Annotated in this window: 11 protein-coding genes; 8 read left to right on the top strand and 3 right to left on the bottom strand. The window is 60.7% G+C overall.

What is annotated here, in order from left to right; translation table 11 throughout:
* Positions 1 to 592 precede the first annotated feature (592 nt).
* A complete protein-coding gene (rsmI, locus tag J2S70_RS03615) occupies positions 593 to 1,408 on the top strand; it encodes a 16S rRNA (cytidine(1402)-2'-O)-methyltransferase (protein WP_307682383.1) in 816 nt (271 codons plus the stop codon).
* Positions 1,409 to 1,455: 47 nt separating this feature from the next.
* Here the strand turns inward: rsmI and J2S70_RS08850 are convergent, their stop codons facing one another.
* On the bottom strand, positions 1,456 to 2,445 hold the full coding sequence (locus J2S70_RS08850) for an isochorismatase family protein (RefSeq protein WP_407702627.1): 990 nt from the start codon (positions 2,443 to 2,445) through the stop codon (positions 1,456 to 1,458).
* A 230-nt stretch (positions 2,446 to 2,675) separates the two neighbouring features.
* Here J2S70_RS08850 and metG point away from each other — a divergent pair, with 230 nt between their 5' ends.
* The 7 genes from metG to J2S70_RS03575 all read left to right on the top strand — a co-directional run bounded on the left by metG (position 2,676) and on the right by J2S70_RS03575 (position 11,167).
* Positions 2,676 to 4,511 (top strand): methionine--tRNA ligase, encoded by a 1,836-nt coding sequence (gene metG / locus J2S70_RS03605; RefSeq protein WP_307682382.1) that lies wholly within the window; start codon positions 2,676 to 2,678, stop codon positions 4,509 to 4,511.
* Entirely contained in the window at positions 4,512 to 5,495 is a 984-nt protein-coding gene (locus J2S70_RS03600) for a TatD family hydrolase (RefSeq protein WP_307682381.1), read from the top strand.
* Positions 5,496 to 5,764: 269 nt separating this feature from the next.
* A complete protein-coding gene (locus tag J2S70_RS03595; RefSeq protein WP_307682380.1) occupies positions 5,765 to 6,853 on the top strand; it encodes an aggregation-promoting factor C-terminal-like domain-containing protein in 1,089 nt (362 codons plus the stop codon).
* Positions 6,820 to 7,767: a 16S rRNA (adenine(1518)-N(6)/adenine(1519)-N(6))-dimethyltransferase RsmA gene (rsmA, locus tag J2S70_RS03590; RefSeq protein ID WP_307682379.1), complete on the top strand. Its 948-nt coding sequence runs from the start codon at positions 6,820 to 6,822 to the stop codon at positions 7,765 to 7,767. The genes J2S70_RS03595 and rsmA overlap by 34 nt, the downstream gene beginning before the upstream one ends.
* A 4-nt stretch (positions 7,768 to 7,771) precedes the next feature.
* Positions 7,772 to 8,689: a 4-(cytidine 5'-diphospho)-2-C-methyl-D-erythritol kinase gene (locus J2S70_RS03585; protein WP_307682378.1), complete on the top strand. Its 918-nt coding sequence runs from the start codon at positions 7,772 to 7,774 to the stop codon at positions 8,687 to 8,689.
* Positions 8,689 to 10,536 carry an ABC-F family ATP-binding cassette domain-containing protein gene (locus tag J2S70_RS03580; protein ID WP_307682377.1) on the top strand — a complete coding sequence of 616 codons (1,848 nt, stop codon included), beginning with the start codon at positions 8,689 to 8,691 and terminating at the stop codon, positions 10,534 to 10,536. Before J2S70_RS03585 ends, J2S70_RS03580 begins: the two co-directional genes overlap by 1 nt.
* A 103-nt stretch (positions 10,537 to 10,639) precedes the next feature.
* On the top strand, positions 10,640 to 11,167 hold the full coding sequence (locus J2S70_RS03575; RefSeq protein WP_307682376.1) for a MarR family winged helix-turn-helix transcriptional regulator: 528 nt from the start codon (positions 10,640 to 10,642) through the stop codon (positions 11,165 to 11,167).
* 3 nt (positions 11,168 to 11,170) lie between these two features.
* On the opposite strand, the gene J2S70_RS03570 is transcribed toward J2S70_RS03575, so the two are convergent.
* Together J2S70_RS03570 and J2S70_RS03565 are read right to left on the bottom strand one after the other, a co-directional pair.
* Positions 11,171 to 12,340, bottom strand: a complete 1,170-nt coding sequence (locus tag J2S70_RS03570; RefSeq protein WP_407702626.1) for an ABC transporter permease — start codon at positions 12,338 to 12,340, stop codon at positions 11,171 to 11,173.
* A 50-nt stretch (positions 12,341 to 12,390) separates the two neighbouring features.
* Complete coding sequence (locus tag J2S70_RS03565; protein WP_307682374.1) at positions 12,391 to 13,356, bottom strand: ABC transporter ATP-binding protein; 966 nt, start codon at positions 13,354 to 13,356, stop codon at positions 12,391 to 12,393.
* Positions 13,357 to 13,414 lie beyond the last annotated feature (58 nt).

The following is a 13,414-nucleotide window of genomic DNA, read 5'->3' as shown; positions in this document are numbered from 1 at the left end:
AACGGGGCCATTTGTTGTGAGGAAAAGCTGATTTATGGCCAAAACGTTCACGGAAACGCTCAAAGTCACAGCAAATGTCCGGTTTCTGTCACGGCTGTTGTTGGGCAGAAAAAATGCGGACCTCGTTGTCCGCTTTTCTCTCGTTGACCGGCAGCCGATGCCGATCTATCTATTCTGATTTATCGGTTGCCTAGCACTTCTGCTCGAACGCCGTGCTCATGTGCGCGCGCTGCATTCAGCAGGGCGTTGTGGGATGCCTTCGCTTTTGCGTTGGGCTCCCGACGTATCAACTTACTCAAGCTCATCATCTGACCTCCTTCGATTTCCTCGTTGTTGCAGCGAAATCTTCGCTGCCTGGCCATTGTGCCGACATCAACCTTAGCGACTCCGTGCGAGGGAGCTGAAATAAGTTGCAATGGATCACACGTAAGCGTCCGCAATTCGGGATATCGGCGCACTTATGAGCAAGCGCTCCCATATGTAGCGGTTGGAGAGCCCTTTCAGCTCGGCCTGCCTAGTTTCAGTCCGGTCTGCCGAAGGCTAGCTTCTGTGGCATTCCACTGGTCGTGGAACGGCAAGATAGTCTGAGTTCATGATTGTTTTGGCTGCCACCCCGCTCGGAAACGACGACGACGCCTCGCCCCGCCTTCGCGCCGAATTAGAAGGCGCTGACCTCATTGCAGCCGAAGACACCCGGCGCCTCCTGAACCTCGCGGGCAGGCTCGGTCTGACGCTCTCGGCTCGAATCATTGCCTATCACGAGCACAATGAGCGCGAAGTTTCCGGCACGCTCATCGAACAGGCGGCAGCGGGCGAGCGAGTCGTCGTCGTTACTGATGCGGGAATGCCCTCGATATCCGATCCCGGTTACCGGCTCGTCGCGCTCGCCGCCGAGGAGTACGTGCCGCTGACCGTCGTGCCCGGGCCCTCGGCGGTCCTCACCGCCCTAGCGATCTCCGGGCTCGCCTCCGATCGCTTTGCCTTCGAAGGGTTCCCACCTAGAAAAGCCGGGGAGCGGCGTCGATACTTCGAGGGCCTCGCCTCCGAAACGCGTACCACGATCTACTTTGAGAGCCCCCGCCGAGTCCCCGAAACTCTTGCGGCCATGGCTGAGGCATTCGGCCCGGATCGCCGTGCGGCCGTATGCCGCGAACTCACCAAAACGCACGAGGAGGTCAAGCGCGGCTCGCTCGGTGAACTCGCAGATTGGGCGCACGATCTACGCGGCGAGGTCACCATCGTCGTCGAAGGCGCCACCGAGCAGGTGGGCGACGCCGCCACACACGTTCCCGAGGTACTCGCTCTTGCCGAAGCCGGTTTGCGCCTCAAGGATGCCGCCGCGCATGTGGCCAAACGGGAAGGCCTTCGCAAGGGTGAGCTGTATGACCTCGCGCTTGCGGCCCGCTAGCTACCAGAACCCGAGCAGCCAGAACTGGCGCAGCCGAAACCTAGCAGTCAGAATTCCGGCTTGTAGTCAATATCCGAAAAATCGAAGTCGGCCTCATCTGCATCCGCAGAGAAATCCAGTTCCGCATCTTGGTCCGCGTCGATATCGAGGTCGAAGTCGGACAGGTCATAATCGGCAAGGTCCTCCGAGATCTTCGCTTCCTCGCCAGCCGTGGTCACCTCCGCGTCTGAGCGTTCGCCAAAGTCATCGAGACTATAAAGATCACCATCTTCAACCAACGCGTCTTCGCTCGCTAACTCGTCGTCTGCGCTGTACTCGTCGTCGCTGAAATCTGCTGCGCCGTATTCATCATCTACGTCGTATTCGTTAGCCGTGTCGAAGTCGCTATCGTCAAAGTCATCAAGGTCATCGAGGTCATCAAAGCCCGGAATCGGCACGTCCTCTTCTTCTTCGTAAAAGCCGAAGGCCTCACCCGAATCGAGTTGCTCAACCCCGGCCTCGTCCATCTCCACCCGTGCAGCTTCGCCGAGTTCTTCGGAGGTCGGTACAGTCAGATCGGAAAAGACTCGCACCGGCCAGCCGGCCTTCAGCGCATCGAGCGCAGTTTCCTTCACACAGTGCGATTCGGCGATCCCAACCACGTCAATCGCGGTGACTTCGGCATTGCGTAAGATCATCTCCAAGCTGTCGCCCGACGCATTCACGCCTTCAAATCCCGAATAGGCCGCCGCGTATTCGCCCTTCTTCACCCCGTCGTCGAGCGGTAGCGAAGCAATCGCCTCGTGGAGCTCGGCCTCTTCGGTACCGGCCACTCCGTGCGGGGGCCACGTATCCACAAAATCCGGGTTGTCGGAGAAGTGCTCGCCCGGATCCACATGCCAGTCTTGGGTGGTGACGATGAACCCGTATTCGTCAGCGTTTTCGGTTACAAAATCTGCGATCCGTTCGGCAACAGCGTTTCCGCCTTCAACGCCCAGCGCGCCGCCTTCGGTGAAGGTCGGCTGAACGTCGACAATAATCAATGCGCGGTTGGTCATAATATGCTCCTCGGTCGCGGCTTACATCAGCTTACCCGCCATCTTACTTGACCTTCGGGCGGGAATTTCTACTGACTTAAACGAGCTATTTAGGCTGAGCGTCGATGCGCGGGCTCAAACTCATGTTATTTTCACGGTCGTGGCGGTATCGCCGCCCGATTCTACCCGCAGCGGCGCCTCGAACCGCGAGCGGTTTCACCTCGCGCGCCGAAAACGCTTACCCTTGAGGCATGTCTAAAATCCTTTCAGCTGTTGCTTGGCCCTATGCAAACGGACCACGCCACATTGGCCACGTTGCCGGCTTTGGCGTGCCCTCGGACGTTTTTTCGCGATACATGCGAATGCGCGGCCACGACGTGCTGATGGTTTCGGGTACGGACGAGCACGGCACGCCGATCCTGGTTGCGGCCGAGCAGGAGGGCGTGGGCCCGCAGGAGCTTGCGGATAAGAACAATCGGATCATCGTTGAAGATCTGGTCAAGCTCGGCCTGTCCTACGATCTGTTTACGCGAACGACGACGAAGAACCACGAGCAGGTGGTGATGGATCTGTTCGAGGGCTGCCGCGATAACGGGTACATGATCGTCGAAGAAACGCCCGTGGCGATCGACCCGAAGACGGGCAACACCCTGCCCGACCGCTACATCGAAGGTACGTGTCCGCTGTGTAAGGCGGCGGGCGCTCGCGGCGACCAGTGCGATGCGTGCGGAAACCAGCTCGATCCGCACGATCTGATCGACCCGGTTTCGAAGGTTTCGGGCCTGACCCCGGAATTTAAGAACACCGAGCACTACTTCCTCGACCTTCCGGCCCTCGCGCAGGCGCTTGGCCAGTGGCTCGACGGCGTGGAAGAAGACGGCAAGTGGCGCCCGAACGTCATCGCCTTTTCGAAGCATTTGCTCGACGACGTCCGCCCGCGCGCGATGAGTCGTGACATCAATTGGGGCATTCCCGTTCCCGGCTGGGAAGACAAACCGAACAAGCGCTTGTACGTGTGGTTTGACGCCGTCGTCGGCTACCTGTCTGCGTCGATCGAGTGGGCGCGCCGCCGCGAAAAGGCGGGCACGGGCAGCGCTGAGGACTGGAAGCAGTGGTGGACGAACCCGGACGCGCTGTCCTATTACTTTATGGGCAAAGACAACATTGTGTTCCACAGCCAGATCTGGCCCGCGGAATTGCTCGCCTACAACGGCGAGGGTGAGCGCGGCGGTGAGCCCGGCGAGTTCGGCACGCTGAACCTGCCCACCCAGGTGGTGGCCTCGGAGTTCCTCACGATGGAGGGTAAGAAGTTCTCGTCTTCGAAGGGGATCGTCATCTACGTTCGTGACGTGCTCGAACGCTACCAGCCCGATGCCCTGCGCTATTTCATCTCGATTGCCGGGCCCGAAAGCCAAGATTCGGACTTCACATGGAGCGAGTTCGTGCGTCGCAATAATTCGGAGCTCGTGGCCGGCTGGGGCAACCTCGTCAACCGGACTGCCGCGATGATCGCGAAGAACTTCGGTGAGGTTCCCAAGGCCGGTGAGCTCGAGGACGTCGATCGTGAACTGCTCGACGCCGTTGGCGCGGGCTTCGACAAGGTGGGCGCCCTGATCGGTGGTCACCAGCAACGGGCGGCCCTTGCCGAGGTGATGCGGCTCGTGGGAGAAGCCAATGCTTACGTGGCAAAAACCGAGCCCTTTAAGCTTAAAGCCCCCGAAGAGCGCGAACGCCTGGGAACGGTGCTGAACACACTGATTCAGGCGGTTTCTGATCTGAACACGATGATGTGCGTGTTCCTGCCGCACTCCTCGAACACAATCGACGCGGTGCTCGGCGGAACCGGTGACATTGCGCCAATGCCGCGCCTTGAGGAAGTCACGGACCTAGATACCGACTACCCGTATCCGATCATCACGGGCGATTATGCGGATGTTCGCACCTGGGAGCGGCGCATCGTCGAGCCGGGCACGCCGATTTCCAAGCCGAAACCGGCCTTCGTGAAGCTGGACGATTCCGTGGTGGCCGAGGAGCTTGCCCGCTTGGGATACGACGTCGACGGCAATCCGCTCAAGGAAGAAAACTAGGTGGCTGGCGAGCAGCCCGGCGCGAAAGTGCAACCGGGATCCAAGCGGGACCGTAAGCGCGCGTTTCCTGAGATTCCGGAGGCGCTCGACGTGCCGATCGTGGATAACCACACTCATTTTTATCCCGATCCCGTGCCCGAAGTAGGCGAACCGCTAGTCCAAAACACGAACCTCGAGGGCAGGTGGAAGCCTCCGCTCTTGCTGGCCAATCATCTGGCAGGTATGGAGGCGGCCGGCGTGCGGGCGGCGATCTCCTCTGGTTGCGACCTCCCACTGCTCGAATGGACCCGCGATCTTGCCATTAGTAATCCGAATCTGTGGGCGGCGCTCGCGATCCATCCCAACGAGGCCCCGCTGCATGCGGGCGTGCGCGAGGTAGGCCCGGATGGTAACGAACCACGCGTGGCCCCGCATCACGAGCAGTATTCACTCGACGAGGCGATTGGCGAGGTGGCGCGCCTGAGCAGTAGCGAGGCGGTCGTCGCAGTCGGGGAAACCGGGCTCGATTATTTCCGTACCGGCGAAGAGGGGCGAGCCGCCCAAAAGCGTTCGTTTCGCGAGCACATTGCGCTCGCGAAAGAGCTGGATAAGCCACTACAGATCCACGATCGGGAAGCCCACGCCGACGTCGTCGATATCCTGCTTGCCGATGGTGCGCCCGAGCGGACGGTATTCCACTGCTTTTCGGGTGACGCCGATCTGGCCCGTATTCTTGCGGAAAACGGCTGGTATGCCTCGTTCGCGGGAAACGTGACCTATCCGGCGAATAAAGATCTGCGCAACGGGGCCGAACATATTCCGGCCGAACTGATGCTCGTGGAAACGGATGCGCCCTACCTGACGCCCGAACCGTATCGTGGCCAACCAAACGCGGTGTGGGCAGTGGTGTATACGGCGAAATTCCTTGCTGAATTGCGAGGATTTGGCTTGGACGAGTTCTGCGCGCGGATCGATCGGACGACGCGGGACGTCTACGGAATCTGACCGGCAGACGCGGCCGCGGTGGCACCCGAGCCGTGGAAACACTGTAAGATCACGCACACCCCGGTTGCTTCATATAACAATTTGGTTACAATCGGTCTCAAGATTGTTACGGCCGCCGAGTTGTAGCATGGCCCACTGGAGAGATTTTGACTAGCAGGAACTCGAGCAATAGAAAAACGGTGCCTTTCGACCCCGAGCTTCTTAATACACCCCCGAAACCGGGTTCGCGCCGGGCGCGCCGACTGGCAGAGCGCGCTTCGCAAGCACCGGTGAGCCGGTCTGCGGATACCGCTGAGATACCGGTAGTCGAACGTGTCACCGTGGCCGGTGGCACGCCGTTTGCGGAAAAGATGAATCACGAATTGGTGACGAGTCGCGTGCAACCATCTTTCGGCTCTCGCAAACTTTCTAAACCATTTCATCTGGCGGGAGCGGCATCCGTGGTGTCACTGGCCGCCACCCTATCAATCGGCCTGCCGCTGACACCTTCGGGAAAGCCGCCGGCTGAGATCGCGATGGCGGCAGTCGTCGAAACCACCCAAGAAGAAACCGACGTGCAAGATGTTGCGGACGTATCCTTCGACGTCACCGTAGATGGCGAAACCGTGCGAATCGATACCGACACGGCACAGACGTATGCCGCTGCTTTCGCGCAGGCAGGAATTGAGATCGGTGCTCGTGACGAGGTGTCTGTCTCGCTTTCGGAGCTCGTTAGCGAGCAGCCGGTAACGATCGTGCGCGTCACGACAGAATCGGTTATCGAAGAGTTCGCGGCGGAACATCAGACCGAGCGGATCGAGGATCCGAACTTACCCAAGGGTGAGGAAGAGGTTGAAACCGCGGGCGTCGCAGGATCGGGTACGCGGAACTATCAGGTCACTTACCGCGACGGGGAAGAATCTTCGCGTGTGCTGCTCATCGAGACAGTTGCCGCCGAACCGGTAACCGAGGTCATTCGGGTAGGCACTCAAGAACAGGCCCCCGCTCCCAGCGGCGCCGCATCAGGCCATGGTGGAGGCGGCCAGGTGGCCCCGCCACCGGCGGCGCCGGTTCCGGCGGGTTCCTCCCGCCAGATCGCACAGGGCATGCTGGCATCCTACGGTTGGGGGATGGACCAGTGGTCGTGTTTGGATGCGCTGTGGCAGCGGGAGTCAAACTGGAATCACACGGCAATGAACCCCTCTTCGGGTGCCTACGGTATTCCGCAGTCCCTGCCCGGTTCGAAGATGGCATCGGCAGGCGCGGACTGGCAGACCAATCCGGCAACGCAAATCCGGTGGGGCCTGGGCTATATTCAAGGCCGCTACGGTAGTCCGTGTGGAGCTTGGGGGCATTCCCAAGCTCGTGGCTGGTACTAGTGCTTGGCCCGGTTCAGATCCGCGAGCTGGCTGAGCAGCTTGGGATCCGGCCGACGAAGACACTCGGCCAGAATTTTGTGCACGACGCCGGAACGGTTCGGCGTATCGTTCGCGACGCGGGCGCGGCCGCGGGTGATCGCGTGCTGGAAGTTGGGCCGGGGCTCGGTTCTTTGACGCTTGCCCTGTTGGAGGTCGGTGCTTTCGTTTCGGCAGTTGAAATTGATCCGCTACTTGCCCGGCAGTTACCGACGACGATCGGCAATCTTATGCCCGAGGCCGCCGATCGATTCGCGGTTCTTGCTAGCGACGCGATGGATGTGCGGGCCGGTGACCTCGCCGTGCCAAACGCTGTATGTGATGTGCCACCTGCGCAGGGTCATGTGCTGCCTGCGCAAGACGCCGAAAGTGGTGTGCGGTTCGAGCCGGAATACCTGGTTGCAAATTTGCCGTATAACGTGGCGGTCCCCGTCATTCTCACACTGCTCGAGGAGCTTGAATCGCTGCGATCCGTGACGGTGATGGTGCAGCTCGAAGTGGCCGATCGCCTTGCGGCTGAGCCCGGATCGCGTACCTACGGCATCCCGTCGGTGAAAGCGAATTGGTATGCGAACGTACGCCGCGGTACGAAGATATCGCGAAGCGTCTTTTGGCCGGTGCCCAACGTCGATTCTGCGCTGGTGCACATGGAACGCCACGAACGATACCCGGCTGAGCTTCGCGAGGAGACTTTCGCGGTGGTCGATGCGGCCTTTGCACAACGGCGCAAAACCTTGCGGGCTGCGCTTGGTCCCTGGGCAGGCAGCTCCAAACGTGCCGAAGAGGTGATCCGCGCGGCCGGCGTCGACCCGTCGCTGCGCGGGGAGCGCCTTGGCGTGGAGGATTTTCTGGCGATTGCCGCCGCTGGGCTACGATAGGCACGTGCAACGCGTTCTAGTTTCAGCTCCCGCAAAGGTTAATCTCGGTTTGCGCGTCGGCGGGCCGCGCCCGGACGGCTTCCACCCGCTCGACACGGTTTTTGAGGCGCTCGATATTTTCGACGACGTCGAGGTTACCCCTGCCGATGAGCTGAGCCTCGAATTTACAAGCCCGGACCGATCGATCGACGTCGCAGAGCTGCCGGTGGACGGATCGAACTTGGCGATGCGGGCTGCCCACGAACTTTTACGACGCCGGGGCCTGCTCGGATCGGCCGACGCTCCCGGAGCGCGGATCAAAATCACGAAGCGCATTCCGATCGCGGGCGGCATGGCCGGCGGTTCCGCCGACGCGGCAGGCACACTCGTTGCGCTGAACAAGCTGTGGGACTTGGGCTTTTCCGATCACGATCTGGAACACATCGCTGCCGATCTTGGTTCGGACGTGCCGTTTGCGCTCAAGGGGTCAATCGCCCATGGGCAGGGCAGGGGAGAGCACCTGCACGAGGTCCCCGTGATGGCGATTCACGGCTGGGTGCTGCTCACTCGTTCCGATGGCCTGTCAACCCCCGAGGTTTTCCGCGAATTCGATCGCCTGAATCCGGATGCGGGCGAGCCGGCCTCCACTGTGGAACTGCGGGAAGCCCTCAGCTCCGGAACGCTCGCGGATGTCGCGGCCGCGATGGTCAATGACCTCGAGCAGCCCGCCGTCTCGCTCAATCCCGAACTCGGTCATGTGCTCGTGCAAGTGCGCGCCGATGGGCACGCCGCCATTCTTTCCGGATCGGGCCCGACGGTCGCCGTCTTGACCGAGCCAGCCACGCTCCGCGCCCTCGCCGCCGAACTTGCCGCCCGCTACCCGGACACGCAGGTGATCACCGCCTACGGGCCCGCCCCCGGCGCCCACATTCGCGAGGACTAATGGCACACATACTCGGCATGGAAGACGTGGGAGTCACGCTCGGCGCTCGCCCGATCCTCGGCGGCCTGAACCTTTCGCTCGAAGACGGCGATCGTATCGGCGTCGTCGGCCCCAACGGCGGCGGAAAATCCACGCTGCTCCGCCTGCTCACTCGCGATCTCGAGCCCGATACCGGGCGCGTGACCATGGTGTCAGGCACGCGCTTTTCCACGCTCGGCCAAGCTGACGATTTTTCGCCCGAACAAAGTGTGAGAGAAGCAATTCACGGCAAGGCCGAAACCTACCAGTGGGCATCCGATCCTAAGATCCGCGAAATCCACCAGGGACTTATTCCCGACGTTGACCTGACCCGCCATGTGGGGGAGCTTTCCGGCGGGCAGCGCAGGCGAGTAGCGCTCGCGGCAACGTTAGTGAAACCGGCCGACGTCGTGATACTCGACGAGCCGACCAATCACCTAGACATCGAGGGAGTCACCTATCTGGCGGGCTACCTCAAGGAGCGGTTCGGTGGCGACGGCGCGCTCGTCGTCGTGACCCATGACCGCTGGTTCCTCGACGCCGTGTGCGAACGCCTGTGGGAAGTGGTACCCGGACACGATGGACCCGGCGGGCGAGCGCCGATGGCGGGCCACGTGGAAACTTATGAGGGCGGATATGCGGCCTACGTTTTGCAACGCGCCGAACGGCAGCGGATCGCACAGCAAGACGCCGATAAACGTGCCAATCTGCTACGGAAAGAACTCGCATGGTTACGCAGGGGAGCACCGGCACGGACGGCCAAACCGAAGTTCCGGATCGAGGCGGCCAACGACTTGATCGCGAACGAGCCTCCCCCGCGCGATACCGTCGAACTTGCCCGAATAGCAACGCAGCGGTTGGGCAAGAAGGTCGTGGATCTCGAAAACGTGTCGTTTTCCTGGCCGGGAAGTAGTGAGCCGGTTTTGCGCGATGTGACGCTGCGCCTCGCGCCCGGTGAGCGCATCGGAATCCTTGGCGCCAACGGCGCTGGCAAGTCCTCGCTGCTCGGCCTGATTGCGGGCCGGCTGGAGCCGACGGCAGGAGCGGTCAAAACCGGGAAGACGGTCGAACTGGCCGTTCTTTCTCAGGACACGCGCGAGCTCGACGAGGTGGCTCATCGACGGGTTGTGGAATCGGTGGCGGATATCAAAACGCACGTGGAGATCGGTGGAAAGCCGACGAGCGCCTCGCAGCTGGTCGAACAGCTCGGCTTTACCCGGGAGCGAGCCTGGACACCGGTCGCCGAGCTTTCGGGCGGGGAACGACGCCGCCTCCAGCTGTTGCGCCTGCTCATGCGTGAGCCCAACGTGCTGCTTCTCGATGAACCGACCAACGATGTGGACACCGATACGCTCGCGGCGATCGAAGATCTGCTTGACTCTTGGCCGGGTACGCTCGTCGTCGTTTCGCATGATCGGTATCTGCTGGAGCGAACCACCGACCACCAAGTGGCCGTGATCGATGGCAAACTGCGGGACTTACCTAGCGGAGTTGAGCAGTACATGGAGCTCGTGCGCGTCGAAGAGCAAGGCGCTGCTGTGCCGGGCGGTGCTGTATCGGGTGCTGCCCCGGAGGGGCGCTCGAACGCCGCGAAACAACGCGAGGCCCGGAAGGCGATGGAGCGCGCAGAGCGCAAAATGAAGCGGGTGCGCGAACAGATTGAGGCGCTTGGCCTCGAGCAGACCGAAGCGGCGGCCACCGTGAGCGAAACCGAAGACTATGCGCGGCTTGCCGAATTGGGTAAACAGATCGCCGAACTTAGAGACACTTTGGAAGAGCTGGAAATGGACTGGCTCGAGGCGGCCGAGCTTGCCGAGCAGTTCACGTGAAAAATAGTGGTAGGGCCGCGGAAATGATTATAGAACTTCGAGACACCATGCACGATTGTGCAGGATAATTCCCTGTTATCTTAACGTGAAGTAAACTCGGTGCATGGAGACAGCTCAAAATGTAATGACCTGCGACGAGGTGGACGACGTCGTCGCTTCGTGGAGCCGGCAACGGCCCGATTTTGATGTGGAACCGCTCGAAATTTTTTCTCGCCTCCTGCGAATAAACCGTCACTTCGCGAAGGTACGCCGAGCGATTTATGCAAAGCACGGTTTAGAAACGTGGGAATTTGAGATGCTCGCAGCCCTGCGCCGAGCGCCCTCGCACACGCTCACCGCAGGCCAACTCATGAAAGACACGTTCGTATCTTCCGGCACCATCACCAACCGCATTGACCGCATGCAGGCCAGCGGCCTGGTCAGCCGGAAGAGTTCAGCCAGCGACGGGCGGATCGTGCAAGTGTGCGCAACCGCGAAAGGCGTGCAGGCCGTTGACCTAGCGATGAGGGACACCCTCGATCTGGAGAGGCAAGTGCTCGCCGAGGTGGGCGATGAGTACACCCAGCCAGCGGCCGAGTACCTGCGAGCAATTCTGGCTGCCCTCAAGGAGCGTTCAGAATCTAGCGCATGATCGCTAATTCTTAGCGCGTAGCGCCTGCGAAATCTTGAGCTTCTTGCCCGTGTGCAGGATCGAATTTTCGTAGATCTTGCCGGCAAGTCGCGCCACCAGCGGGATAGCCAACAGGGCAAGGACGGCAGCGATAGCAAGTTCGACCGTGGTGACGGCGTCGTACGCTTGGCGCACCGGCATGACGAACGGGGAGAAACCGGGAATCATTGACACGATCTTAGTGGCCAGTGATTCGGGAGCCATTGGTACCAAGATAAAGCCAACGTAAAACGGAACGAGCATCCCAAACGAAATCGGCGTTGTCACCGCACCCAAATCCTCCTGACGTGAAGCCGTAGACGCAAGCGCTCCGGTCAGAGTCACGTAGAAGAAGAATCCGAGTAGCAACCACACCAACATCGAAGCGATATACGGGCCAAGATTCAGGCTCATCCACACTCCGGCAATATTCAGCGCAGCGACGATAGCGAGGACGTAGAGCGCAAACTGCACCAGCAAAAACAGGCCAATCCCGAGCACCTTGCCAAGTAGGAGCGTGCGCGGGCGAACCGTGGTCAAAATGATCTCAACCACTCGCGAGGACTTTTCTTCGAGGACGCCGTTTGCGATGGTCGTAATTCCCATCATGATCATCATGAACATGACAAAGATGCCGGCCAAGGACGTAAAGTATCCCACCGGGTTAGTCATAATCAGATTCGCGCCCCCGAACGAGATCGTCTCCACCGGAACGGCGATGGTTGAAGAAAGCGCCGCGTAATCGGCGTCGTCGAGCTGGAGTCCTTCGGATTCCATGAACCACGCAGTGGCCGCCGTGTTGACTAGATGCGTCAAGACGCGGTCAGCCCCGGAAACGCCGTCCGAGGGTGCGACGATTAGGGGCTCACCCGGATCGCCCGCGAGAACGACGGCCGGGCCATCTACCTCGGCTTCGTCGCGCTCGCGCAAGAAACTCTCCGCCTCGGCCTCGCCGATATTTTCGATGACCACCACGCCCTGGCCAGATGCTTCCAGATGTGCGGCGTAATCGGCCATCTGCTCTTCCACGGCGATGGTCAAAGCGGCGGGCGGTTGAGCGCCCTCCTCCTGATCGCCGTCGTCACTCATAACAAAGCGTGCGACCACTCCGGCCACCAAGATAAGAATGACGATGACCGCCGTGGAAATCCGCATTGACTTACTTTTGGACAGCGTCTGAAATTCACGCCGAATGATATGGCGAATCATGCCTTCTTACCTCCAAACAGACGAGCGAAAAAGCCGGGCTTCTTCTTTTCGTCCTGTGCGGGTTCTGGAACTTCGACGATATTGCCGAAAAGATCGGTGAGCGAGGGCCGCACGTGCGTGAAGCTGTGGACGGGGCCCAGCGCGAGTGCGGCGTGCAAGATCTCCTGGTCGGAAGCGCCAGGCGCGAGTTTGACGCGCGTGACATTGCGATCGCCGGCTTCCGGATGCAGGCCAAGCTGTCGGAGAGCTTCGGCGAGTGCATGTGGTTCAGACGTTTCAACTTCGAGCACGACGTCCGCGCTCGCGCTACGCAGTTCGTCGATTGGGCCTTCGGCAGCGATTTTGCCGAGCGAGGCGATGCCCACGCGGTCACACAGGCGCTCAACGAGGTCGAGCTGATGCGAGGAAAAAACGACGGTAGCGCCCTGATCCGCCTTCTCGCGAAGCACCTCGCTCATTGCGTTGACGGCAAGCGGATCGAGGCCAGAAAATGGCTCATCGAGCACGAGCACATCGGGATCGTGCACGAGCGCGGCCGCAAGCTGGACGCGCTGCTGGTTACCAAGCGAAAGCGCTTGTACCTCGTCGCCGCGGCGCATGCCGACGCCTAGTCGGTCGGTCCAATACTCCATCGCCTTCTTAGCATCCGATTCCGACATGCCGTGCAGGCGGGCGAAATAAACCAGCTGCTCACCGACCGTCATCTTCGGATAGAGCCCGCGCTCTTCAGGCATGTATCCGAAGTTTTGCCGATCTTCGAAAGTCAGCGGCCGCCCGTCGATGCGGACCTCGCCCGAATCAGCCGAAAGTACGCCGAGGACGATGCGCATCGTCGTCGTTTTTCCGGCGCCGTTGGAGCCGACGAAACCGTATAGCTCGCCCGGATGGACGGTAAAGTCCATGCCATCGAGCGCCTTCGTGGACCCAAATGATTTATATAACTGCTTGATCTCGAGACTCATTCGTCTAGGTGTGCCTTCCTCTTGCAATGGGGCAGAGCGGGAGTCTAAGCCCCTGCTA

This window comes from Trueperella bonasi (assembly GCF_030811535.1).
Lineage (GTDB): Bacteria > Actinomycetota > Actinomycetes > Actinomycetales > Actinomycetaceae > Trueperella > Trueperella bonasi.
Note: the sequence above shows the minus strand (reverse complement) of the source record. Positions and strands in the feature narration are given on the sequence as shown.